The sequence below is a fragment of the Hyunsoonleella aquatilis genome (assembly GCF_014270105.1).
GTDB lineage: Bacteria > Bacteroidota > Bacteroidia > Flavobacteriales > Flavobacteriaceae > Jejuia > Jejuia aquatilis.
Map to the genome: position 1 here is coordinate 570,998 of NZ_JACNMF010000003.1, position 24,998 is coordinate 595,995.

18 protein-coding genes are annotated in these 24,998 nt (G+C 36.2%); 9 read left to right on the forward strand and 9 right to left on the reverse strand.

Going from position 1 to position 24,998, the window contains the following annotated elements; genetic code table 11:
* Positions 1 to 131: 131 nt before the first annotated feature.
* Positions 132 to 671 (forward strand): hypothetical protein, encoded by a 540-nt coding sequence (locus H7U19_RS11145; RefSeq protein ID WP_246454773.1) that lies wholly within the window; start codon positions 132 to 134, stop codon positions 669 to 671.
* Positions 672 to 674: 3 nt separating this feature from the next.
* Here H7U19_RS11145 and H7U19_RS11150 read toward each other — a convergent pair whose 3' ends face one another.
* Positions 675 to 3,101 (reverse strand): outer membrane beta-barrel protein, encoded by a 2,427-nt coding sequence (locus H7U19_RS11150; RefSeq protein ID WP_186562336.1) that lies wholly within the window; start codon positions 3,099 to 3,101, stop codon positions 675 to 677.
* Positions 3,102 to 3,288: 187 nt separating this feature from the next.
* Here H7U19_RS11150 and H7U19_RS11155 point away from each other — a divergent pair, with 187 nt between their 5' ends.
* From H7U19_RS11155 to H7U19_RS11170, 4 genes are all read left to right on the forward strand, one after another.
* Entirely contained in the window at positions 3,289 to 4,488 is a 1,200-nt protein-coding gene (locus H7U19_RS11155) for an alanine dehydrogenase (RefSeq protein ID WP_186562338.1), read from the forward strand.
* 32 nt (positions 4,489 to 4,520) lie between these two features.
* Positions 4,521 to 4,886, forward strand: coding sequence for a DUF4258 domain-containing protein (locus H7U19_RS11160; protein ID WP_186562340.1), 366 nt, complete (start codon positions 4,521 to 4,523; stop codon positions 4,884 to 4,886).
* Positions 4,879 to 5,472, forward strand: a complete 594-nt coding sequence (locus tag H7U19_RS11165) for a sugar transferase (protein ID WP_186562342.1) — start codon at positions 4,879 to 4,881, stop codon at positions 5,470 to 5,472. The genes H7U19_RS11160 and H7U19_RS11165 overlap by 8 nt, the downstream gene beginning before the upstream one ends.
* A 64-nt stretch (positions 5,473 to 5,536) precedes the next feature.
* Positions 5,537 to 6,619 (forward strand): SDR family NAD(P)-dependent oxidoreductase, encoded by a 1,083-nt coding sequence (locus H7U19_RS11170; protein ID WP_186562343.1) that lies wholly within the window; start codon positions 5,537 to 5,539, stop codon positions 6,617 to 6,619.
* Here H7U19_RS11170 and H7U19_RS11175 read toward each other — a convergent pair.
* Positions 6,616 to 7,791 carry a proline dehydrogenase family protein gene (locus H7U19_RS11175; protein WP_186562345.1) on the reverse strand — a complete coding sequence of 392 codons (1,176 nt, stop codon included), beginning with the start codon at positions 7,789 to 7,791 and terminating at the stop codon, positions 6,616 to 6,618. The genes H7U19_RS11170 and H7U19_RS11175 overlap by 4 nt on opposite strands.
* Positions 7,792 to 7,885: 94 nt before the next feature.
* Between H7U19_RS11175 and aroB the strand changes: the two genes are divergently transcribed.
* Positions 7,886 to 8,953 (forward strand): 3-dehydroquinate synthase, encoded by a 1,068-nt coding sequence (aroB, locus tag H7U19_RS11180; RefSeq protein WP_186562347.1) that lies wholly within the window; start codon positions 7,886 to 7,888, stop codon positions 8,951 to 8,953.
* Between the two features lie 61 nt (positions 8,954 to 9,014).
* On the opposite strand, the gene H7U19_RS11185 is transcribed toward aroB, so the two are convergent.
* The 4 genes from H7U19_RS11185 to H7U19_RS11200 all read right to left on the reverse strand — a co-directional run bounded on the left by H7U19_RS11185 (position 9,015) and on the right by H7U19_RS11200 (position 15,376).
* The gene (locus H7U19_RS11185; protein WP_186562349.1) at positions 9,015 to 11,420 is read right to left on the reverse strand and encodes a GumC family protein; all 2,406 of its coding nucleotides are present in this window, start codon (positions 11,418 to 11,420) and stop codon (positions 9,015 to 9,017) included.
* A gap of 8 nt (positions 11,421 to 11,428) precedes the next feature.
* A complete protein-coding gene (locus H7U19_RS11190; RefSeq protein ID WP_186562351.1) occupies positions 11,429 to 12,202 on the reverse strand; it encodes a polysaccharide biosynthesis/export family protein in 774 nt (257 codons plus the stop codon).
* A gap of 88 nt (positions 12,203 to 12,290) precedes the next feature.
* Entirely contained in the window at positions 12,291 to 14,249 is a 1,959-nt protein-coding gene (locus H7U19_RS11195; RefSeq protein WP_186562353.1) for a polysaccharide biosynthesis protein, read from the reverse strand.
* Positions 14,246 to 15,376: a DegT/DnrJ/EryC1/StrS family aminotransferase gene (locus H7U19_RS11200; RefSeq protein WP_186562355.1), complete on the reverse strand. Its 1,131-nt coding sequence runs from the start codon at positions 15,374 to 15,376 to the stop codon at positions 14,246 to 14,248. The genes H7U19_RS11195 and H7U19_RS11200 overlap by 4 nt, the downstream gene beginning before the upstream one ends.
* Before the next feature lie 734 nt (positions 15,377 to 16,110).
* On the opposite strand from H7U19_RS11200, the gene asnB reads away from it, so the two are divergent.
* Complete coding sequence (gene asnB, locus H7U19_RS11205) at positions 16,111 to 17,922, forward strand: asparagine synthase (glutamine-hydrolyzing) (RefSeq protein WP_186562357.1); 1,812 nt, start codon at positions 16,111 to 16,113, stop codon at positions 17,920 to 17,922.
* Between the two features lie 96 nt (positions 17,923 to 18,018).
* Here the strand turns inward: asnB and H7U19_RS11210 are convergent, their stop codons facing one another.
* The 3 genes from H7U19_RS11210 to H7U19_RS11220 form a co-directional block, all read right to left on the reverse strand.
* On the reverse strand, positions 18,019 to 19,758 hold the full coding sequence (locus H7U19_RS11210) for an Ig-like domain-containing protein (protein ID WP_186562359.1): 1,740 nt from the start codon (positions 19,756 to 19,758) through the stop codon (positions 18,019 to 18,021).
* Between the two features lie 462 nt (positions 19,759 to 20,220).
* Entirely contained in the window at positions 20,221 to 21,138 is a 918-nt protein-coding gene (locus tag H7U19_RS11215; protein WP_186562361.1) for a hypothetical protein, read from the reverse strand.
* Entirely contained in the window at positions 21,139 to 22,539 is a 1,401-nt protein-coding gene (locus tag H7U19_RS11220; RefSeq protein ID WP_186562363.1) for an MBOAT family O-acyltransferase, read from the reverse strand.
* A gap of 285 nt (positions 22,540 to 22,824) precedes the next feature.
* Here H7U19_RS11220 and H7U19_RS11225 point away from each other — a divergent pair, with 285 nt between their 5' ends.
* Positions 22,825 to 23,847, forward strand: a complete 1,023-nt coding sequence (locus H7U19_RS11225; RefSeq protein WP_186562365.1) for an NAD-dependent epimerase — start codon at positions 22,825 to 22,827, stop codon at positions 23,845 to 23,847.
* 161 nt (positions 23,848 to 24,008) lie between these two features.
* Positions 24,009 to 24,992, forward strand: coding sequence for an SDR family oxidoreductase (locus tag H7U19_RS11230; protein WP_186562366.1), 984 nt, complete (start codon positions 24,009 to 24,011; stop codon positions 24,990 to 24,992).
* Positions 24,993 to 24,998: the final 6 nt, after the last annotated feature.

Consider the following 24,998-nt stretch of genomic DNA (forward strand, 5'->3'; position numbering starts at 1 on the left):
GTTTATCTACTTTTGGGATATAATTAATTAATTAAATCCCTTTAAAATGAAAACTAAAAAGTATGTAATTGCATTAGCAATTTTCGGAGGAATGTTGTTTACAGCGCAAGCTGCTACAGCGACAATCCAAGATGGACAGACCGTTAAAATCGACAAAAGAATCATCGCTCCTCCACCAGCCAGGTAAAAAAAACCTGATTGTAGGGAGTATAATAGCTACCATAATAGCTGTTACACCTTATTTATTTTATTTGCACGAAAGTGTTCCTGACACAAAAGTTTGGAACACTTTTTTATTTACATATCACAGTAACCTATATGCTAATGCCAATGCAGCAATGTGGGTACTTACTGGAAAACTAATTCCATTATTACTTTTATTTATCTGGTTCTTCACCAATAGACATTGGTGGTACCACACTTTATTGGTGCCCATTGCCATGTACTTATATCAAGTTTTCAATCTTTTTAATGCAGAGCAGGTTTATCTGGATGAGTTTGAATTGATCTATATGATACCTGTAATGGCAATAGTAATACCATCCATTTACTTGATCAGAGCCAGGATATTCAATAAAATCAATGAAGCCGAAAAGTCTATGCAAGAATTAGAAGACGAGTTAAAAATGAGCCCTAAAAACTTTTGGGATAAAGTTAAGCAGTACTTTTAAGAATTATTGAAATTCGAGTCTGTCCCTTTCCTTAACTTCGATATCCTTTTTCGACTCTTTAAGCCTGAAGTTTCCAAACTTATAATTGAAACCTACGGTAAAAAGTCTATTCTCCATTCTTGAGTCTACAAAAACGTCCTGATCTAAATACCTCGTGGTGTTAGTAAAGTTTCTAGTATTGAATATATCTTGAACTCCGATACTTAATGACGCCCTGTTATTCCAGAATGTTTTATTCAAATTGATATCAAAACCCAATCTTTCGCTTACATTAGTCGGGCCGTAGACTACCTTGGAAATATAATCCAAAGATATTTCGGCGTTCAAGCTATTATCTTTTAAAAAATTCAAATAGTTTACCATACGGGCATATAGGGACCACTGCTCATTTTTCAACAATTCATTATTGCTTTCTAAGGCGAAAAAATTATTTTCAAAATAGAACAGAGAGGACAATACGTAAAGACTCCAACCCTTTGCGATTTGTTTATAAGTTGTAAAATCCAAGCCATAGGAAATATTATTGTCAATATTCGTATATGTTTGCTTAATCAGCCTTTCGTCATTGTCTTGAAAGGTAATTTCTAGGGTAGGGTCTCTTTCATAGCGATAGTACAGCTCAATGGTATAGGTGTTCTTGATCGTATAGCCCAAAATAAAATTATCATCTATTTCCGGCTGTAAATTTGGGTCTCCAGTAACAAATTTATTGTCATTCAAAAAATATCGAAAAGGATTCAAACGCCTATACCTGGGTCTAAAAATACGACGGTTATAACTGAAATAAACTTGATCTTCATTATCCATTCTATGTAGAATATATAGCGAGGGAAATAAATTGGAGTAACTATTCTTGTTTGAGGCATTAGTGGATTGCGATTGACTCTCAATATCTGTTATCTCCAGCCTTAAACCAGATTTTAAGCTCCATTTGCCCCACTCTTTTTCAAAGCTTACATAGCCTGCATAATTTGCTTCATCGTATAGAAATATATCCGAATTTTGCTGGTCTTCCATCCTATCACCGTTTTCAAAAATAAACTGGTTCAAGATATTGTCTGAATTAATGAAAGAAGCTTTTATTCCAGATTCAAAGAGAGCAGAACCCGATATTGGCAAGGTGTAATCAATTTGGCCTGTCATCAATTCAATATCCTGGCTAGTAAAAGTTTGGAATTTATTGTCCCTAAATGAACTGCTGGCATTGGGCAGAAAATAGCCCGTGTTCACATCTTGGAATTCAGAAAAATCATAGTTGGTATGATGGAGGTCAACCGAGATTTGCTCACCTTCCCTTTTAAATTTATGGGTATAACCCAATGAGAAGGCCAGATTAAATGTTTCTAAAACGGAATTGTTAAAGGTTTGAAAGGTGGAATCCAATTGCTTATTGACATTAAAAATTTCGGTCAACGAATTTATGCCCGTTTTGGAATTTTCGCGAGGAACTATAAGGGTATTAGCAGAAAAGTTCAAACTATTGTAATCATCAAAATTATAGTCAACATTTGCATTGATATTTTGGTTTGCAGATTCCCGAGTCCTCTTGTAGTCCGTATCCCAGTTTGAAGTAATGCTATTGTTTTCAAAAAAGTTGATGAGCTCCCTGTTCTGATGATAGTCCTTTCGAGGGCTAATATTGTAATTCAAATACGCACTTAATTTTTTGGCCTTGAAAAAATGGCTGGTTCCAAAGCTGTATTTTGGAAATTGTGGTCCCTGTTTATAATTACCGAAAATACTACCATTATAGCCCGCAATAAGATTCTTGCTAGTGGCAATATTTAGAACGGCTCCACCCTCTGCCTCGTATTTAGCAGGAGGATTGGTGATAACTTCAATTTGCTTGATATTATTGGCCGGAGTGGCTTCCAAAAGCTGTTGGACTTCCTCAATGGAAAGATGTACTCGCCTATCATTAATATAAACAATTGGTGTTGTGTTCTTAACAGAAATACTGCCATTTTGGACAATAACCCCAGGAGTATGCTTTAAAACATCAAGAGCATTGTTGTTAGAAAGTGTGGAGTTTTCAACGTTAAAAACCAATCTATCTACTAGCCGATTCACGGTTGGTCTTTTAGCTGTTACGGTAACTCCATCAAGGCTTTCGGCCTTTTGTTTTAAAATTATCACGCCAAGATTTGTACTCAGCGTAAGGTTTACTTCTTTGGTATAGGTCTCAAAACCGAGATAACTTATTTCAACAGCATAAAGACCACTCTCTAAATTTTCAAAGGAAAAACCTCCGCCGTCATCGGTAATAGTACCTAATACCGAACCGTTAGCTTTTTGAGGTTTTAATACCACATTGGCAAACGCTACAGGCATATTGCTCTCGTCATTTATGGCACCAATTAGGGTAAAGTTTTGAGCGTAAAACGATAGTGAAAAGAAGAGAAAAAATAAGAGAATATATTTTAGCAACATGAACGGTCTTCTAAATACAAAATTAGAACAATAAATCTAAAGAAGTATGAGGTCAGACCACATCTAATTAAAAGATTTTGCCTACAAATTTTTGATTCTTTGGGTACGCCCCCAAAATAAAAATCGTAGCCTACATTTTAAAACCGAAAAAATAGTTGTAATTTCAAACTTAATAAACTTACCATCTATGTCAAAATCCTTGTCGCCCTTTACCAAGCAACAATTGTTACCCCAGGAAGAAACCCTTGAGATTTTAAAGCACAAGAAACGACTATTTATTGGCGTTCCCAAAGAGACTTCCTATCAGGAAAACCGGATTTGTTTAACACCAGATGCTGTCTCTGCCCTTGTAAGCAATGGGCACAGAGTATTAATGGAATCGGGAGCTGGTAAAGGGGCCAGATTTAGTGATAAGGATTATAGTGAAGCTGGAGCCGAAATTTCAAATGATACGGCTAAGGTGTTTTCCTGTCCGATGGTGTTGAAGGTTGAACCGCCAAGTTTAGAGCAGATAAAATTATTGAATCCTCAAGCTATCCTGATTTCAGCGCTTCAACTAAAAACGCAGTCCAAAAAATACTTTGAGGCATTGGCGTCAAAGCGAATTACCGCACTGGCCTTCGAATTTATCAAAGACGAGGACGGCACTTATCCGGCCGTGCGCTCATTAAGCGAAATTGCAGGAACGGCTTCTGTGTTAATTGCCGCGGAATTGCTATCTAATGATAAATACAGTACGGGATTGATGTTAGGAAATATCAGTGGTGTCCCTCCTATCGAAGTTGTAATTCTTGGTGCAGGAACCGTGGGTGAATATGCTGCTCGAAGCGCAATTGGTTTGGGTGCGGGGATTAAAGTGTTTGACAATTCTATTACTAAATTAAGGCGAATTCAAAAAAGTGTGGGCAGGCCTTTGTTTACCTCCACCATTCAACCTAAAAACTTGGTAAAGGCTCTAAAACGTTGCGATGTTATCATTGGAGCCGTTCGGGGCGTCAATCGTGCTCCAGTAGTTGTCTCTGAAGCCATGGTGCACCACATGAAGAAAGGTGCAGTTATAATTGATGTTAGTATCGACATGGGAGGATGTTTTGAAACTAGTGAAGTCACTTCCCTTAAGCAACCAACATTTGTTAAACATGGAGTAATCCATTATTGCGTTCCCAATATTCCCGCTAGGTATTCCAGAACCGCTTCGGTTTCCATTAGTAATATTTTTACGCCGTATTTGATGAAAATTGCGGAAGATGGCGGCATAGAAAATTCCTTAAGATTTGATAAAGGTTTAAAAAATGGATTGTACTTTTACCACGGTATTTTAACAAGCAAATCTGTTGGAGAGTGGTTTGATTTAAAGTATAGTGATGTCAACCTGCTGATTTTTTAGAATAGCCTCCACTAATTTGCAAAATCCTTTAAATGAGATTAATACAAAGAATCGGGTATTACCTAGGTGGTTTTTCTATTGGTTTAATTGTTTTGGCGTTTTTCTTCAGTGGCAAAAAAACATCGTGCGCTTATGGACCAGAAGCCAGAGTTTTGAAAAATATAAATTCAAAGCCTTTGAAATTTCAAATAGAAAACTCAACTATTGAAATTGATACGCCTTTAGTAAAGGAATTATTGAAAACTGGAAAAGTAGATTTTTCCAAAAGCGATACCCGTCGCGAACCATGCGGTATTTATATTGTAGAAGGCAAGATAAACGAAGAAAATGTAGAACTATCTGTCGAAAATTGTGAAAACAACGTGAAAATTATAGCCTTATCCAAGTCCAATGATTAAGCGCGGTTTTGATTTTACTTTTGCTTTCATAGGCTTAGTGTTACTCTTCCCTATTCTGATATTGATTGCACTTTTAATTAAACTGGATTCTCCCGGACCGGTACTTTTTGTTCAGGGACGGGTCGGAAAAGGAAATAAAGATTTTAAAATCTACAAATTCCGAACCATGCGGACACAGTCCGATAAAAAAGGATTGCTTACTATTGGAAACAACGACTCACGGGTAACCAAAGTGGGCTATTTTCTTAGGCGATATAAAATTGACGAATTCCCACAGCTTTTGAACATTATCAAAGGCGACATGAGCTTTGTTGGCCCAAGACCTGAACTAAGGCACTATGTCAATTATTACAAGGATGAAGATCTGGAAATTTTTAAGGTGCGCCCGGGCATAACTGGCCTAGCATCATTGAAATATCGCAATGAGGTCGAGCTTTTGAAAAAAGCTGAAAACCCAGAAGCATATTTTATCAATACCATTATCCCTGACAAGTTGAAATATAATAAGCTGTATATCAAAAATCGAAACTTTTTCTTGGATTTGAAATTGATTTTATTGACAATTATACGGGTCATTACAAAGTAAATTTGGAATACCACTGCAAAGTCCATACTTTTCATAGCGCATTATAAATTCTGATCGTTCAATAATGGATAAAGCTTCTTTACTCCAAATTCAAAAACTACTGGATAATTCCGATCTTTTACTTGGAACAAAGCCCAAAAAAAGCTATCCATCCTATGACTTTTCAAAAGAAACTATTTTGGTCACTGGTGCAGCAGGCTCCATTGGAAGTGGTTTAGTACAAAGCTTGGTGAATTCTAAGTACAAAAAACTTATCCTTTTGGACAATGCTGAAACACCCCTTTACTACCTTGAAAAGGAATTTAGTTTAAAGCAACACCACTCGATTAAATTTATTTTAGGCGATATAAGTGACAAAAAGGCCATGAAGGCACTGTTTGAAACATACAGGCCTACCCTAATTTTTCATGCAGCCGCCTACAAACATGTCTCTTTAATGGAGCTACATCCCTACGAAGCGGTTAAAGTAAATATTAACGCCACAATTTATTTGGCAACATTGGCCGTCCAGTATAATGCGAGAAAATTTATTTTCATCTCAACCGACAAAGCGGTTAATCCAATGGGAGTCATGGGCATGACCAAGAATATTGCCGAAAACTATTTAACTAATCTGGTAGACACCAATAACACTGTATTTATTACAGCCCGTTTTGGAAATATTTTTGGATCTAATGGCTCAGTGGTGCCTTTGTTTATAAAACAACTTGAACAAGGAGAAGACTTAAGCCTGACGGATTCAAATATTTCGAGATTGTTTATCGATAAGGACAAGGCCTGCGATTTCATTTTGCAGACTTCGATGTTTGAAACTTCCGAGAATATCAAAGTGTCCTTTGATATGGGAAAGCCAATTAAAATTTTAGACTTGGCTAAATTGTTAATTGATAATTATAATTCTATCCATAAATGCAATATTTCACCAGGCATATCAATCACACAACTACAAGAGGGAGAGAAACTAGTAGAAGAAATGATATCAGAAAATGAAGTCCTTATTCCCAGCAAAACTGAAGAAATCTATCTTATTCTAAATAAAAAAGCAAAAACTAAAACCCTTTTTGATCTTAATAAACTGGAAGCTGTTTCCCCTTTTATGGAAGCCCAAAAAATAAAGGTTATTTTGAGCACACTATGTCAATTTTAGGCAAGTTTTCTTCTTTGCCTTTCCTTCTTAAGCAGGGTTAGTTCCCGTCCCGTTTGGCCTGCTACTGATGTGTTCTCCTCCGCCCTTCGTGTCAAGTATGGCATAACGTCCTTAACAGGCCCAAATGGCATATACTTTGCAACATTATAACCCAAATGTGCCAAATTATAGCTAATGTGATCACTCATGCCATAGAGCTGTCCAAACCAAACTCTTGGGTCGTTATTTGAAATACCTTTTTCTTGCATTAAATCCATTAATAAATAAGTACTCTCTTCATTATGAGTACCGGCAAATATCGACATGCAATCCAAATTATCTATCATATAGCGCAAAGCATCATTGAAATTTTCATCCGTTGCCTGTTTATTAGGGCATATTGGGGATATGTAATCCCTATCCTCTGCCCTTTCGTTCTCTTTTTCCATGTAAGCTCCGCGGACCAATTTGAATCCCAAATAATAATTCCCGGATTTGGACAAATCATGCTGATGCTTCATGAAATCCATTCGGTCGTGTCTATACATCTGAAGTGTATTATACACAATTGGCTTTTCGATATTATATTTTTGCATCATTCTGGTTACCAAGCCATCCGCAGCATCCTGATACCAGCTTTCTTCGGCATCCACCAAAACCGCAACATCACTATCCTTGGCTTTCCTGCAAACTTGATCAAACCTGTCTTCAACTTTTTGCCATTCCTGTTTTTCAATATCATTAAGGGCCAGCCCTTGATTCACCTTTTCAAAGAGCTTAAACCTTCCAAAACCAGATGGTTTGAACACTGCAATAGGAATGGCATCAATTTCAGTTGCAAAATCAATAATTTTTAATACTGTGTCTAGAGCATTATCAAACTCCTTCTCGCTTTCCTTACCTTCAACCGAGTAGTCCAAAACGGAACACACGCCTTTTTCAAACATCTTATCGATTACAGGTAAGCAATCCTCCTCGTTTACGCCTCCACAAAAATGATCAAATACTGTAGAGCGAATCAGACCTTCAATGGGCAAATTAGCTTTTAAGGCAAAATTTGTAGCCGCCGTACCGATTCTAACTAGAGGTTCAACCGATATCATTTTGAATAAAAAATAGGCACGTTCCAATTCAGAATCGTTCTTCAGCTCAAATGCTATAGCGGTATTGTCAAACGTATTTCTGTTCGTCATTTCAAATTATTTCCAACAAAGATAATTATTGCTAAACTACCATTTTAGTTAAAAACTCCTTAATTTCGCAGCCAAATCAATCTATCGAACCTATATGGATTCCATTACGGCCAATAACGGTATTATTCACTTTAATGACAAGTGTTACCCTTCCTTGAACGATCACATTAAAAGCCACAATTTTTCTAAGATTTTTGTCCTTGTTGACAGTAATACCCATAAGCACTGTCTGCCTTTATTTTTATCTAATTTGGATACCGAAATACCAATTGAAATCATTGAAATTGAAGCCGGGGAAATACATAAAACCATAGATACTTGCGTTGGGGTTTGGGATACCCTTTCCGAATTGGATGGTGATCGAAAAAGTCTGATGATAAATATTGGCGGTGGCGTAGTAACAGATTTGGGAGGTTTCGTGGCCTCAACATTTAAAAGGGGTATCGCATACGTTAATGTCCCAACCTCTTTGCTGGCCATGGTTGATGCATCGGTTGGTGGCAAAACAGGAGTAGATCTGGGCACCCTAAAAAATCAAATAGGAGTAATTAGCACGCCCGATATAGTATTGATAGACACCCAGTATTTAAACACTTTGCCTTCCGACCAAATGCGTTCTGGAATGGCAGAAATGCTAAAACATGGCTTAATAACTAGCGAATCCTACTGGAATAAATTCAATGACTTATCTAAATTGACACTTAAAGATTTAGACAGTTTGATTTATGAATCCGTGCTCATTAAAAAGGCTGTTGTGGACGAAGACCCCTTTGAGAGTGGACTCCGGAAAACACTGAATTTTGGCCACACTCTTGGTCACGCGATAGAATCCTATTTTTTGAGCAATCCTAACAAATCTGATTTATTACATGGAGAAGCCATAGCCATCGGGATGATCTTAGAAACTTATATTTCGTCCAAAATTCTTGGGTTCCCTCAGGATAAGTTAGCGTTAATAAAATCAATCTTTATCAAGTATTATGGTGTGGTAAATATCGAAGCCAATGATTACGCTCCGATAATTGATCTGCTAAAATACGATAAGAAGAACTCACATGGGAACATCAATTTTGTGCTTCTTGAAGATATCGGTACCACCAAAATAGATTGCAGGGTCGAGGAACAACTTATCACCAATGCTTTTGAATATTATAAAAGTTAAATAAAAAATCCTCTTAATATAATAAATATCAGAGGATTAAGGTTTTATTTTTATAGTAGAGTTATGCTGATGCTTTCTTCCATCTAAACAATCCTTTCTTTTTTGGAGCGCCATAGTATCCATATTTCGCACCATATCCAAAATTAGACTGATTTACATCGTTAACCACGAGCATCATACCATTTAGTTTCTTATCGGCATGTAATTCTTTAGCAAAATTCAGTACTTCTTTTTCAGTATAACCAGCTCTGGTCATGTAAATAGTATAACCTGCATATTGACTAAACAATAAAGTATCTGTCACCAACATTGAGGGTGCAGTGTCAACGATAATATAATCATAGTCGTTTGAAACTTTGTCAAACAATTGTTTCATCCTATCACTCATCAATAATTCAGCTGGGTTTGGTGGTACTTTTCCAGAAACTAATAAATCCAAACTAATACTGTTAACTTCGTGCGTATTGGTAACATCTCCAATAGTTACAGATTTATCTGCAAGAAATTCAGTCAGGCCTATATCCGAGGCTTTAGATTTCTGACCTTTTAATATAGTTTGAGTCTTAGGTTTCCTAATATCAGCACCAATCAGTAAAACCCTTTTTCCTGTATTGGCCACTGTAAGTGCCATGTTCAAACTAAAAAACGATTTTCCCTCGCCATTAATAGTTGAAGTAACAAATACGACATTACTATAGGGCTTAGCATCATCACGTTTTCTTACATAGTCTAGATTGGTCCGAATAATCCTGAAAGATTCGGATAAAATGGAGCGATCATTACGCTGGATTAAATCTTTATCACTTCCAGAAATCCTAGGGATTTCTCCCAAAACAGGAATATTGTTGATCACTTTCTCTAAATCTTCTTTGTTGTGGATTTTATTATCCATAAGATCTTTCACATAGAAAAAGGCGAAGGGTATACACAGTCCGAGCATTATTGCCGCTGCATAAACCATGGGGACCTTCGGAGAAACCTGAGTTCCATCAGAATGTGCTTGGTCGACAATCTTGGCGTTCGGAGCTGCTGAAATCAAAGAAATAGTGGCCTCTTCCCTTTTTTGGAGAAGATAAAGATATAGAGACTCCTTAATACTCTGTTCTCTTTCTATATCCCTAGACTTTCTAACTTGCCCAGGCAAAGCATATATTTTTTGACTAAACTTTGATGTTTGGTTTTGCAAACTCCTAATTCTCAAATCAACAGCGCTAGAGGAATTATTCAAAGTTTGACGTAAATTGTCTTTTATATTCTTGATTTGTTCGTCTAGGTTGACAATAATTGGGTTTTTTTCGTTAGAACTTTGCAATAGCTTCTGCCTCTGATCCAATAATTCGTTATACTTAGAAGCCAATGAATTTATGGCTCCATCTTCAAGTCCAAGATTAGTCGGAATACGTTGGAAACTATCATCATTTACCTGCTCCTTCATAAAATTAACGGTACTGTACTGCGTTCGAGCCTTGGCCAGTTCCTGTTCTGTTAGCGCATTATTATCCAGATATATTTGTGCTTCAGATGTAATATCTGTTAACTTATTACCGGTTTTAAATCGTTCAATTTCATCATCAACTTTTGAAAGATCAGTAGCAATCAAGTTAATTCTCTTGTCAATAAATTCCGCTGTATTGTTAGAAATATTACTCTTTTCCTGAACGGACAAATCATTGTATTCCTCAATTAAAGTGTCAATTATAGCCTTCGCCCTATCGGCAGAAGTATCGTCCAAGGATAAATTAATCACATTAGAAAACTCTCCAGCCGGTGAAATAAGAATACTGTTTTTATACTGTTCTGCCAACATTTTCACCGGTGTAATTCTAACATAAATAAGCCGGTCCTTGATGTAAGAAAGGTTTTTAAAGTTGGGGGTAAGGACGATATCACCAACAGGAGAAGAAATATTATTACCAAAGGATTTGGTCTGCACCAATGGTTCTTCAGCCCCAACTGGATGGTAAATAAAATCAAAAGTAGTTTCTGTTTTAATAATCAAACTAAAAACAAAATTTGATTTTCTGATTACCGAATCGGTTTCTATAAAATTAATAGTAATAGGAGCCCTGTCATTAGGAAAATACTGTGTGTCGTGTAACCTGCCCTTAGCATAGACGCGAATGTTAAGGTCTAATTTTTCTACAACGCCAGTCATCAATTTTCTAGATTTCAGCACTTCTATCTCATCTTCAATCGCTACCATTTCTGATGTGTTTTGGCCTAAATCTTGAAGTAAGTTTTGGGCAGGGTTAATATTTCCCTTATTGTGAACCAGCATTATTTTGGCATAAGCGTTAAATTCTGGTTCAGCATAGCGAAGGTGAAAATAGGCCAGTACCAAGAAAAAGATGCAACTAAGTGCAAACCACTTCCAATGCTTGGTGTACTTTGAAACCAGTTTTTTTAAATCAAAGTCTACTTTTGAATTAGCAACATCTTGATTATGCTTTTTAACCCCTTTTTCCATTTAAAAATCTAATTTCTGGTTAGTAGTATGATTGATGAAGGTATTATAATAGAGGCGACTCCCAGAATAACACTAATTCTGCCGTCAAGAACCGAGGCCGATGAACCTGATCTGTTATACTCAACATAAACAATATCATTTTGGGTCAAATAATATACTGGAGAATTGAACAACTCCTTGTTCAATAAATTTACTCTAGTATAGGTTTTGGTGCCGTTAAAATCCCTGATTACCATAACATTATCTCTTTTAGCTTTTATATTCAAGTCCCCTGCAAGGGCAACAGCCTCCAAAAGAGTAATCCGTTCTCCTGATACTTCGTAAATACCTGGTTTGTTTACCGATCCTAAAACCGATATTCTAAAGTTTAAAATTCTAATATTAACAATTGGGTCTTTAAGGTAATCCTCCAACTTTTTCTTGAACAATTCTTTGGCTTCTTCCACTGTTAATCCAAGAAGTTTTACCTTACCAAGTACTGGATAATCAATATTGCCTTCTATATCAATAATATAATCAACAAGTTCGAGTGCTGAAGTGGTTTGGCTTTTGACCAAATTAAAGGGTTTTGCGGCCTCGAGATCAAAAGTAGACACATAAATAGTTACGATGTCATTTACCTTAAGCCTTGGGGTAAATGTATCGGTATTAACTACGGTTTCAAAATCTTTTGCGTTTTGAAAGTAAACTACTTTCTTTCTAGAACTACATGAAGTGGTGACGAATAACGCTAATAAAGAAACATAAACAACTATTCGTCGAAATCTTAAAAATTCACTCATTATTATTCAATTTGGGGCAAGCTTAAGGATTCAAAAACATAATTATGACTACATTCAAACTTCAAATGTAGTCATAATATGCTTAAAATCATATAGATTTATATTCTACTTGATTTTCTGAATTGGTATCTAAAATTCCTTTAGCTTTTTTATAAATTTTAACTCTTGTATCGAATTTCTCATATTCCGAGTTGTTCGATTTGTACTCTGGGATCAAGCTTTTCATTTTCATAACGATATTGTTGCTCTGAAAACGATTAGTGATACAAAGTTCTTCTATTTCGGATTTAACCTTATTATGCTCCAGCTCTCTCGTTTTACTTATCATAATCTTTTTATGGTAAGTAGAGAGTGTATTTTCTCCGTTTGCCAACAACTCTTCATAAAGCTTTTCTCCTGGACGCAATCCAGTGATTTCAATATCAATATCTTCAGGATATCTTAACCCGGAAAGCTTAATCATATTTTTTGCCAAGTCATAAATTTTAACTGACTCTCCCATATCGAATATAAAAATCTCACCACCTTTACCCATAGTACCAGCCTCTAAAACCAGACGAGAGGCTTCGGGGATTGTCATGAAATATCTTGTAATTTCCTTATGCGTCAATGTTAAAGGGCCACCTTTTTCTATTTGTTTTTTAAACAAAGGAATTACTGAACCATTAGACCCCAAAACGTTTCCAAATCGTGTTGTAATAAACTTGGTCTTGCTTTCTTTCTGCAAACAGCTTATATACATTTCTGCCATTCGTTTGGTAGCTCCCATCACACTAGTTGGGTTAACGGCCTTATCGGTTGAAACAAAAACAAACTTTTTTATGTTATATCTAGAAGCAGTATCAGCCAATAACTTCGTCCCATTTACGTTAATTTTTATAGCTTCATATGGAGACTTCTCCATTAAGGGCACGTGTTTGTATGCCGCAGCATGAAAAACCATGGATGGTCTGTACATCTGAAATATGCTATCAATTCTAACGCCGTCCCTGATATCTGCTACAATGGCCACAAAATTATTTTTGCCGTTTCTTATAAGTTCTTGCTGCAAGTCGTAAAGTGCGGATTCTGCCTGATCTATTAATATCAGTTTGCGCGCTTGGAAATTTGCTAATTGCTTCACCAATTCGCTTCCTATAGAACCTGCTGCACCAGTAACAACAATAACTTCTCCATTAAACTCATTTAGAAGATTTGGATTGTCAATCTCAATTGGTGCTCTTCCTAAAAGATCCTCAATTTCAAATTGCTTAATCTGGTTTGCATTAAGCTCGCCATCTATCCAAGTCTCAAAAGGAGGAACTTTCTTAATTTCTATATCAAAATTCATGAAGTTGTCAACCAAAGAAATCAGTCGTCTGGAGTCTATGCTCTGCGAAGCTATTATTATCTCCTCAATACCGTTAGTATTTACGAAGTCATGGCTCAACTTATCTAGGGTATAAATAGGCGTCCCATTAATAAGCTTACCCTGTTTTTTCTCATTATCATCCACAAAGCAAATAACATTATAGCTTACGCTTGTATTGTTCAATAAGGCATTGTAGGTTAAGATGCCTGAGTCTCCTGCTCCATATATAATTATGTTTCTTGAAGATAATAGTTGCACTTTCAACTGTTTGTAAGCTAGTTTGAAAAGCAATCGGCACCCAGATAATGTTACAAAACTAAATAATGCATGTACCACTATAATGGAAAGCGGGATTGTAAAACTACCTAAAAGACCGGTAACTCTGTTAACCAATACAAAAAGTATTGATATAATGGACATAAGCACCACCGACTTGAACACATTCATTACATCCGTAAATCCAGTATGTCGGATAACACTTTTAAAGGACCCTACCACTAGAAAACTAAACGACGCAATTATGAGCAACAACGGCATTTGTATTTTCAGTTGGCTTAAGTCAAAACCAAATGTAAAATTAAACCTCACGTAGTACGCAAGAACAAACGTTAATAATACAATGGATAAATCAATACCAAAAACAAGCCATTTAGAGGCATATTTCTGGGAATAATAAGTAAAGTAGTTCTTTATCATAAGTTGGGGGTCTTTAAAATAATATTTACGATTCTTTCTAATTCATTAATTGTTAAATTTGAACCACTTGGCAGGCAAAGACCTCTTTCAAATAAATCTTCGGAAATGCCATTGCTAAAATGCAAACTATCCTTGAATACAGGCTGGATATGCATTGGCTTCCATAGTGGTCGAGATTCTATATCATCTTTCAATAACTCAAGACGTATCCTTTCTCGTGTTTCATAAGATTTGGTAAGAATGCAGGTAATCCAGCGATTGCAGAATAGGCCGTTAGGCTCTTCCAAAAACTCTATACTGCCATGACCCGACAATCTTTCCTTATAAAATTCGAAATTCTTTCTTCTGGCCTCTACTCTTTCATCCAATACTAGCATCTGTCCGCGACCAATACCAGCCAAAACATTGCTCAGCCTATAATTAAAGCCTATTGTAGAATGTTCGTAGTGCGGCGCATTATCTCTTGCCTGAGTTGACAGGTGAATGGCTCGCTTTTTATGAGCTTCGCTAGAGGCAATTAATGCACCTCCACCGGAAGTTGTAATTATTTTATTACCGTTGAAAGACAAGATGCCTAAGGTTCCCAAGGTACTACATGGGCGGTTAAAATATTTACTACCCAGTGCTTCTGCACTATCTTCAACTACTGGAATATCATATTTTTCGGCAATTGCATTAATTTCATTTGCTTTGTAAGGCATTCCATATAAATGTACCGCAATTATCGCCTTCGGCTTTTTATATTTCTCAATTCTATCCTTTATAGCTATTTCCAAAAGTTCTGGAGACATATTCCAGGTATCAGGCTCACTATCAATAAAAACAGGAGTGGCTCCTTGATATATAATCGGATTTGCCGAAGCTGAAAATGTAAAACTCTGACACAGTACCTCATCACCTTTATAGACATCAAGCAGTTCTAAAGCCAAATGTATTGAAGCCGTTCCAGAGCTTAAGGCAGCTACATGCTTATCACCCCCTAAATAACCATTCAGGTCATTTTCAAACCCATCAACATTTGGCCCCAAGGGCGCTATCCAATTTGTACTGAAAGCCTCAGCAACAAAATCGCGTTCTCGTCCTCCCATGTGAGGTGATGATAAATATATTCTAGTTTTTGTCAACATAAATCCATTATCAATTAAAGCCAAAAAAGGCTGTGATAATAATCAAATTCCATTAAGTATTGTATTGAACCTCCCCCAAGAGATGAAGATGTCAAAATCAATAATTAATTTCAAAATTTCAAAAATTCAAAAATGTTAATGTCACTACCTAAAATTCAAAACCTATTGAGGGAAGTAGGATGCAATTTTCAATAATTTGACATTCACACATTAAATCAACATTTTGCTATTAATCAATTTAATTTTGTGTTTGATGGGGTAAATTTAGCAATTGTTTTAAAGCGAAAGTAAAAGATATTGCTTATTTCGCTAAAACATTCATTAAAATCGGCTAAATGCACGCCCTTACATTTTACATGGGAAATCTTTGTAGATAGTCGATAGGAGTGTTATCATATTAGAATATTTTTAAACACTTTCTCGAAAAATAAAATTCAAGATCAAGGTATCAAATGCATAGTAAACCAATAATATCTTGGGGTAGGATCCACCCTACTAATGCTTGTAACCAAATATTTAAAAATTCAAAAAAAACAGAAATGTCAATAACCTCTGATGGAACTGAATTTACGTCATATTAACCCTCTTAAAATGAACCATTTTTTTAGACTAATTCCAAGATGAACGCAGCACTGTATCAAACAACTAAACTTTTGGTCGTTTCATAGATTTTTGAGGCCTATTATTGTATTTATAAAAAATAAGTGCGTGCTTTACAGCAAAATGAGACTACCATGTGCGGCATATACTTAACCAATATACCTTTTGAGGAAAAGGAAGTAAAATCAAAACTCGATTCCATCTCTTTCAGAGGCCCTGATTATACTGGACTCTCAAAAGTGAACGATGTTACTTTAGGCCATTTAAGGTTGGCCATTTTAGACCTTGATCCGCGTTCAAACCAGCCCATGGTTTACAAAAACCTCCATATTGTTTTCAATGGTGAAATTTATAACTATTTAGACCTCAAAGAGGAGCTTTTAGGCTTGGGCTATACCTTTAAAACCGAAAGTGATACCGAAGTGCTTCTTATTGGATTTTATGAATGGGGCAAAGGTTTACTTGAAAGAACCAACGGGATGTTTGCTTTTAGTATTTATAATGAAGACACCAACGAAATTTTTTCGGCAAGAGACCGCCTGGGCGTAAAGCCGTTTTACTATTGTTTTAAAGATGGGAAAATTGAAATATGCAGCCAAATAAGACCAATGCTCAAGGGTAAAAAAATTAATGAAGAGGCTATTTCCATTTACCTTGACTGCATGTTCATCCCAAGCCCTTATACCATTGCAGATGACATCATGAAATTACCTCCCGGCAACTTCATGACAATCAGTTTAGAAACTGGCAAATTGGAGATTCAGGAGTATTGGAATTTAAAGGACGTTGAAGTTAGAGACATAAGCTATGAAGATGCAATGAAAGAACTCCATGATTTACTTTCGGACGCCGTAAAAATCAGATTGCAGTCCGATGTTCCGATTGGTTCCTTTCTTTCGGGAGGAATAGACTCTGCTTTGGTTTCCGCTTTGGCGGCAGAAGCTTCCAAAGAAAAAATAAACACCTTTTCTATCGGTTTTGAAAACCCAAAGTTTGACGAAAGCAAGATTGCCGAACAGTATGCCGAAATTATCGGTTCAAACCACAAAACTACTATTTGTAGTGCCAATGATATCCTAAAGTTGGTGCCAAAACTCACTGAAGTATATGATGAGCCGTTTGCCGACAGTTCCGCACTGCCCTCTTTGTTGTTGAATTCAGTTACAAAGAAGCACGTCACAGTGGCACTGTCTGGCGACGGTGGAGATGAAAGTTTTATTGGTTACAATCATTTTGATTCGCTGGTTAGGAACAAATCTATCATAGAAATTCCATTTTTCATTCGAAAAATGGTCTCTCAGCCATTTTTGTTAAAACTATTCGGCATGAATTCACACAGGGTAAAAAATGCCCTTAACACCAAAACCAAGAACGACTTTATAGAGAACATTTTTTCCAGAAAAGGTTTTCTTTTAAACAAGAAAAGACAGGACTATATGAAGCATTATCAAGGCTATAAAAAATGGTCCAACATATTTTTACAAAAAGCGGCCGACTTAAACATCAAATTATGGCTTGAAAATGACAGCAATGTCAAGGTTGATCGGGCAAGTATGGCCTATTCGGTAGAAGTTAGAAGTCCTTTTTTGGATTACCGGGTGGTTGAATTTGCAAGAACACTTCCAATGTCTTTCAGGTATGAAAAGGGGAGGCAAAAAAAGATTTTAAGAGACCTTCTGAAAGAATTTATCCCTGAAGAAGTATTCAATCAGCCTAAAAGAGGGTTTGCTGTCCCTATTGGCGAATGGATGCGAAATGAGTTGAAAGATGAGTTCCTTGGTGCTTTGAATGATGAATTCCTTGAAAAAGTTCCCAATCTAAACATTCAAAAATTCAAAAGACTTTTAAATGAGCACATGAATGGACAAGATGACCATACTGCCAATATTTGGAAGCTTTATGTACTAAGTAAGTGGTATGGTGAGTTTGGAGTAGTGATGGATTAAATATTGTATTAAACATACCAAGTACATTAAAAGCTTACAGTTTAGATTAAACTGTAAGCTTTTAGTGAACTACTATTTTATACTCCTGAGTAGCTATTAAATTTGGTATAAAAACTCTTCAAGATTTGAATAACCATCTCCGTCTTCGTCTCCATTGGCTTCTTTAGTAAGATCGCCAAAGACTAGTCTTTCCCACTCATCAGGCATGCCATCGCCGTCTGTATCATAATCATCCGGCCTTATATTACTTGGGATTGATGTCGGCATCGCGCCATATGCGTCCAAGCCCATAGCTCTTTGATTACTTTTATTTCGTATCAAATCAACATAGCCTTCGTCTAAAGAGTCTCTAAAAAAGTCAACAGAGCCATCGGAATTCAAAGAATGACATGCCCCTACACTAGAAAGTACATCATCAAAAGCCTCTTCTGAAGACAATATAGGTAGAGCTGCCCCTTGGATGGGCAATCTGACATCAGAAAACCACTCAGGCTTCAATTCCACAGTACTAGTATGAAATTTCTGCCATCCCAAGCTTTGGTCTTCATCAAATCCATCGGGCTTAATTGACGGGCTAACAAAATTTCCAGATGTATGGATTCTAGGTGACATATTCGGATTGGTCCACATTTTGGCTAAAGCGTTAAAACCCGTTTCTGAACCTGCTTGATAATAGTTATTTATTTGATTTACGGTAAAATCATTGTCGTCCATTCGAATCGTCCTATTCTTCCAATTGTGATGTACATTATTAATAATATCAATTTCCAATGCACCTCCCGTCTTCGGAAATCTCCAACCAACATTTGCTGTAGCATTTCGAAGTACCGAAACACTCCCATAAGGCCCTACATTGTCATGGCCTACTATCATAGCTGTTTTACACTCACCAAATAGATTATTGGATAAAGTAATGTTGCCATCCGTAGGATCGAAGGAACCGGCTACGTCCAGAGCCTCATCCTTTGAATAGGAAAATGAACAATGATCTACTATAACGTCAGTGGACCTTGCAATCGTTAAACAATCTCCATTGTTCGACGTATGACCATTTCTAAACTTTATATATCTAATAATTAGGTTTCTAGTATACTCAAACCAAATTCTCCCACCTGTTATTGTTATCCCTCCTCTAGGTGCTGTTTGCCCCAAAATGGAAACGTCTCCGTAATCATCACCATTTAAGTGAATTGTTTGAGTATTTATATTAATCACCCCAGAAACGTCAAAAACAATTATCCTAGGGTATTTTTGATTTAAAGCCCATCTTAAAGTGCCCGGCTCATAGGCATCGTCCAGTCTAGTTATGTGCAAAACTCTACCTCCTCTTCCTCCAGTAATGTAAGCTCCGGCTCCATAAGCGGAAGGAAAAGCTTTAAATTCTCCTTCGATACCTGTGTTTTCATGTACATTAACCATTATATTGACATTGGCCTCAAAACAAATCAATCCGGTTTCGCCATCACATACTTCATATATAAAGGAGTCTTCTCCAGTGAAACCGTCATTTGGTGTATATACAATAGACTCGTTTTCTATGATTAAAATACCATTGGAAGGATCGGTATAGGATAAGATAATATCCGAGTTGATTTCACCATCATTTTCGGATGGATCGATTGTTATTGCCGTGTTCTCATACGTCTCATAAAAATCGTCATTCAAAATGACAGTGAACTCATTATCCCCAATTTCTTCTTCCTCGGTAGTAATTTCCTCTTCCTCTTGAAGTAATTCTTTTGGAATAAAAAGTTCCTCCTTATTGCAAGAAGTAAGTAAAATAATTAAAAATGAAAAAATAACCATGGGTTTAAAAGTAGGCAAAGTAGATTTCATAACAATGTAGTAGGTTTTAGAATTTTGGGTTTAACAATGATTCGGACATTATTAACAGATGCAAAACTAAGGCATAAATTAATAAATATCGTTCAAATACATTTTTTTTCGACGAAATGCGATATATTTTGTATTATTTTTTCGATGAAATACATAATCTGTTACCATTTTCAACGATTAAACGCATAATTCAACGATAAAAATAATTACTGTTTCAATCAATTGTTAGTAGTTACGAATGGGATTGAAATTTGGACTTTACGAATTTGTTAATAATCCGATTAAATTTATAGGGATATGATAATGCCAAAAAACAATCACATATAAAGATTTGATAAACAAGTATTTGAAGATAGATTTTAAGAGCTATATTTTTTTATTTTTTCACGATTTTTATTAAAAAAATTCAATTTGCTCAACTTATTTTTTTGGGAGAAGCTTTGTATATTTTTACCCAAGACCCTATTTTCTTTTTATCAAGACTTCAATCTCCTTGGTAAATGCCCTTGCTCCTTTTGCCGACATGTGAGTGAAATCCTTCCAATACGACTTATTGCTACCATCGTCAAAATCTGAATAATCATAGTACTCTGCCTCTTTCGATTTGAAATAGTTTTCAGTAGCCGAGCGCATCTGACCTGAAATTGGCCTCAGAGAAGGGGATGTGAAAAAAATTACCCTAGAATTCAACTCTTCCCCTTTATTTTTGATGAACCCTACCAAAATGTCAACAGCACCATTAATTTCAAATTTACTTCTTTTATCTTTCACAAAATCATTGTTCTTTATTAAAGCCTCGAATATCTCCTTTTGAGCCTCCGAGGGAACAAGAGGGTCGTACCCCCTATGCTTCATGTAACCGCCATCTGGCATAAAATAATTCTTGAATATAGAAAGCACTTTTCCGTTGTAGGCATACGAGTTGATAGCGTTGGTGACATAAATTTCCTCGGGGAAAAAATCAAAGATTAAACTCTTTACTGATTTATAGTCCGAGGTTATATTGATAAGATTCAGTATATCCGATGCTTGATAGGCCTCGTCAAACACCGTACTTTGGTCAATATGAACCAATATAATTTGGTTTTTTTTATTCAAAGTGGAAATTAAACCAGCACTTTGCCCAAGCTTCGTGCCATCTACCCCCATATTAAATGAAGCAGTGTCCAGCATTTGGTTTTCCACATGATGGTTCGCCCTGGAGCTACCAAAAACAAGAAGGTTAACAGAGTCTTTAATTTTCAAAAACTGGTTCACCTTACCTACCCCCTGTCCGGTAACCACTTTATTAGCCATGCTACCCAATCCAAAACTGATCAGCCTATCAACAATAATAAAGACTAACAAGAGTACTAAAAATAGTTTAAATGACTTTTTCATCTAAAATTGGAAATAAATAAAGTTACTGGCACTGGAGAAAAACAAAATGATGTTGATCAATATAAAATTGAACAGCAAGATGTAGTGGCTCCGCTTTAAAGTAGATCCAAAGTTTTCCAGCGCGATATTCTTTCTAAATAATGTAATGTCAAAAATCATAGCCAAAACCAGGCCATATAGTAATGCGGCAAACGCATTGATGTTTCCTATAAAGGGCATGCCGTAGGAACCTGTAACAAGTTTTGAAAACATCAGCTTGGAATCGCTAAAACTTAGTGACCTGAAAAATATCCAAATAAGGCTTACCAAACCGAAAATAAAGAGGTTCTTAACGAAATTATATTTTTCGGGGATAAGCTTAAACCTCTTTTCAATGCCAAGGAGTATGCCGTGAATGGCGCCCCAGACTACAAAATTCCAGGAACTGCCATGCCAAAGGCCACCAAGCAACATCGTTAAAAATAAATTTCTATACTGCATTTTTATGCCCTTCCGGTTGCCTCCTAGAGGAATATAAAGATAGTCTCTCAGCCATGTAGATAAAGACATATGCCACCGCCTCCAAAATTCGGTAATCGAAACCGAGAAATAGGGAAGGTTAAAATTTCGTTTAAAATCAAAGCCCAAAAGTTTTGCCGTACCGATAGCGATATCGGAATAGCCACTAAAGTCAAAATAAATTTGAAAAGAATACAGAACCACCGCCATTACAATACTTGAAGCATTATATATTTCCGGGGCATTATAGATGCCATCAATGGTAGCGCCAATGGCATCGGCCACCACCACTTTTCTAAAAAACCCTACGCCTATTTGAAAAAGGCCGTTCTTAAAACGGGTATGGCTCCAATCCCTTGAGCTTTGCAACTGTGGTAACAAATTTGAGGCGCGTTCAATTGGTCCAGCTACCAATTGAGGAAAAAAGCTAACAAATGTGGCAAAATCAATAAAATTCTTGGTCGGCTTTAGTTCTCCTCTGTATATATCAATTGAGTATGACATCGTTTGAAATGTATAAAAACTAATACCAACAGGCAGAATGATATTTAAGGTTGATACGGACATTTCATACCCGAACATGGACCACAAGCCTACCCAAGAATCAATAAAGAAATTAAAATATTTGAATACGGCCAATAGCCCCAAATTAGTAATAAGACTTAATATTAAAAATGCCTTTTTTCTAGTTTGGCTCTTTTCAATTTGTAAGCCTAGGGTATAATCTATTATGGTAGAAAAAGCGATAAGGGACAGAAATCGCCAGTCCCACCAGCCATAGAATACATAACTAGCTATAAGCAATAAAACATTCTGGGTTTTATATGCTTTTTTGTTTATGCTCCAGTACAGTATAAATACTATTGGAAAGAAAGTTAAAAAGGCTAATGAATTAAAAATCATAATAGCGTTTATGTGATAAATAAGGGGTCAAACGACGACTAAAATATAAATATAATCGCTACCAACAAGAAAAAAAAGATGAAAACAAAGTCTTTTGGGTTGACCGACATTCTGAGGTTTAACACCCTACTATTCAACGTTAAAAAGAAACATAAAAACGCGAGAAAGATTTACTTATAAAATCCCTTAATATCAAAAAAGCTAACATTTTCATCAAACTTTTAGTTATTTTTAAATACATTTTTCATCTTTGGCGTTTGATTTTATATATAAATAACCTTTCGGATGAAAATTTTAGTCACTGGAGCCGCCGGATTTATTGGTTTTCACACTTCCAAGGCACTATTAGAAAATGGCCACACAGTTGTTGGTTTAGATAACATCAATGATTATTACGATGTTAACCTAAAATATGCCAGGTTGAAAGAGCTGGGCATTTCAAGAAATGAAGCAGAAATCTTCGCAAATAAATGCATAAGCCAAACCTATGAAGATTTTTACTTTGTTAGGATGAATCTTGAAGACCGCAAGGAACTTCCTAAATTGTTCAACTCAGAAGGCTTCGATATCGTTTGTAATTTGGGCGCTCAGGCCGGAGTAAGATATAGTTTGGAAAACCCTGAAACCTATATGGACTCCAATTTAGTCGGGTTTTTAAATATTCTAGAATGTTGCAGGAACTATAACATAAAACACCTAGTATACGCCAGTAGTTCCAGTGTTTATGGACTGAATAAAAAGATTCCATTCTCAACATCTGATAATGTAGACAATCCTATAAGCCTATATGCGGCCACAAAAAAAGGCAACGAATTAATGGCACACACTTATAGCCATTTATTCAAGTTACCCACTACGGGACTAAGGTTTTTTACAGTTTATGGGCCATGGGGAAGGCCGGATATGGCCATGTTCCTGTTCACAGATGCCATAGTAAACCATAAACCTATTAAAGTATTTAACTATGGGAAGATGGAACGTGACTTTACATACATTGATGATATAGTTGAGGGAGTGGTCAGGATAATCGAAAAACCGCAGACTGAAAGAATTAATAACAATGAATTCTATAAAATCTATAATATAGGCAATAACAATTCTGTTAAGCTCATGGATTTTATTGAGGAAATTGAGGCTAATGTTAAAAAAGAAGCCCAAAAGGAAATGATGCCCATACAGCCCGGTGACGTTGAAAGAACATGGGCCAACGTAGATGATTTAATAGATGATTACAATTATAGACCAAATACATCTATAGGTGACGGTGTAAAATCTTTTGTTGATTGGTATCAAAACTATTATAAATGAATTTTAAATAGTTGAAAAACATAGTTTTATCGATAAAATTAACCTTAACCTGCCTCTGAGTGATTTTTATCGTGAAAAACTATTACTTAGTATAATAATATACTTTGTTTAGATATTTTTTCACATCTTTGCGCAACCTATTAACAAATAACCCAAATCGAATGATAGAAATACTGCGCGACAAAACCGTATTAGTTACTGGTGGAGCAGGATTTATAGGATCTAACCTTTGCGAAACCCTTTTATCCAATAATATAAAGACTGTTTGCTTAGACAACTTTGCTACCGGAAAGCACGAAAACATTGAGCCTTTTTTAAAAAATCCTCTTTTCAAACTGATTGAAGGAGATATTAGGAAACTTGAAGATTGCCACACGGCTTGCGAAAAAGTAGACTATGTGCTGCACCAGGCTGCATTGGGTTCTGTACCTCGTTCCATAAACGATCCCATTACTACCAACGACGTAAACGTCTCCGGCTTTTTAAATATGTTGGTAGCATCAAGAGATGCAGGTGTTACTCGTTTTGTTTACGCTGCAAGCTCCTCTACTTATGGCGATTCGGAATCTTTACCTAAAGTTGAAGATAAAATTGGAAGACCGTTATCTCCTTATGCCATAACGAAATATGTAAATGAGCTTTATGCTGATATTTTCCACAAAACCTATGGTTTAGACACTATCGGATTGCGCTATTTCAATGTTTTTGGCAGAAGGCAAGATCCAAACGGGGCTTATGCCGCGGTAATTCCTAAATTCGTGCAACAATATATCAAGCACGAATCTCCATATATCAACGGAGATGGCTCGTATTCAAGGGATTTCACCTATATTGACAATGTAGTTCAAATGAATATAAAAGCCTTAACCACTCAGAATAAAGAGGCTTTAAACACTGTGTACAATGTAGCCTATGGGGAGCGTACCACGTTAACCGAACTGACATCGCTTTTAAAGGAATATCTTTCTGAATTTGATGCTAAAATCAAAGATGTTGAAGTAAAATACAGGGAAAACAGAGTTGGGGATATCCCCCATTCCCTGGCATCATTAGAAAAAGCTAAAACATTACTTAATTATAACCCAAAATACGATATCAGCGGCGGATTGAAAGAAGCTGTTTCCTGGTATTGGAACAACCTATAAACTTAT

Coding starts and splice junctions, on each gene's coding strand:
- H7U19_RS11145 (WP_246454773.1), top strand. CDS start 132: ATGGACAGACCGTTAAAATCGACAAAAGAATCATCGCTCCTCCACCAG.
- H7U19_RS11150 (WP_186562336.1), bottom strand. CDS start 3,101: ATGTTGCTAAAATATATTCTCTTATTTTTTCTCTTCTTTTCACTATCG.
- H7U19_RS11155 (WP_186562338.1), top strand. CDS start 3,289: ATGTCAAAATCCTTGTCGCCCTTTACCAAGCAACAATTGTTACCCCAG.
- H7U19_RS11160 (WP_186562340.1), top strand. CDS start 4,521: ATGAGATTAATACAAAGAATCGGGTATTACCTAGGTGGTTTTTCTATT.
- H7U19_RS11165 (WP_186562342.1), top strand. CDS start 4,879: ATGATTAAGCGCGGTTTTGATTTTACTTTTGCTTTCATAGGCTTAGTG.
- H7U19_RS11170 (WP_186562343.1), top strand. CDS start 5,537: ATGGATAAAGCTTCTTTACTCCAAATTCAAAAACTACTGGATAATTCC.
- H7U19_RS11175 (WP_186562345.1), bottom strand. CDS start 7,791: ATGACGAACAGAAATACGTTTGACAATACCGCTATAGCATTTGAGCTG.
- aroB (WP_186562347.1), top strand. CDS start 7,886: ATGGATTCCATTACGGCCAATAACGGTATTATTCACTTTAATGACAAG.
- H7U19_RS11185 (WP_186562349.1), bottom strand. CDS start 11,420: ATGGAAAAAGGGGTTAAAAAGCATAATCAAGATGTTGCTAATTCAAAA.
- H7U19_RS11190 (WP_186562351.1), bottom strand. CDS start 12,202: ATGAGTGAATTTTTAAGATTTCGACGAATAGTTGTTTATGTTTCTTTA.
- H7U19_RS11195 (WP_186562353.1), bottom strand. CDS start 14,249: ATGATAAAGAACTACTTTACTTATTATTCCCAGAAATATGCCTCTAAA.
- H7U19_RS11200 (WP_186562355.1), bottom strand. CDS start 15,376: ATGTTGACAAAAACTAGAATATATTTATCATCACCTCACATGGGAGGA.
- asnB (WP_186562357.1), top strand. CDS start 16,111: ATGTGCGGCATATACTTAACCAATATACCTTTTGAGGAAAAGGAAGTA.
- H7U19_RS11210 (WP_186562359.1), bottom strand. CDS start 19,758: ATGAAATCTACTTTGCCTACTTTTAAACCCATGGTTATTTTTTCATTT.
- H7U19_RS11215 (WP_186562361.1), bottom strand. CDS start 21,138: ATGAAAAAGTCATTTAAACTATTTTTAGTACTCTTGTTAGTCTTTATT.
- H7U19_RS11220 (WP_186562363.1), bottom strand. CDS start 22,539: ATGATTTTTAATTCATTAGCCTTTTTAACTTTCTTTCCAATAGTATTT.
- H7U19_RS11225 (WP_186562365.1), top strand. CDS start 22,825: ATGAAAATTTTAGTCACTGGAGCCGCCGGATTTATTGGTTTTCACACT.
- H7U19_RS11230 (WP_186562366.1), top strand. CDS start 24,009: ATGATAGAAATACTGCGCGACAAAACCGTATTAGTTACTGGTGGAGCA.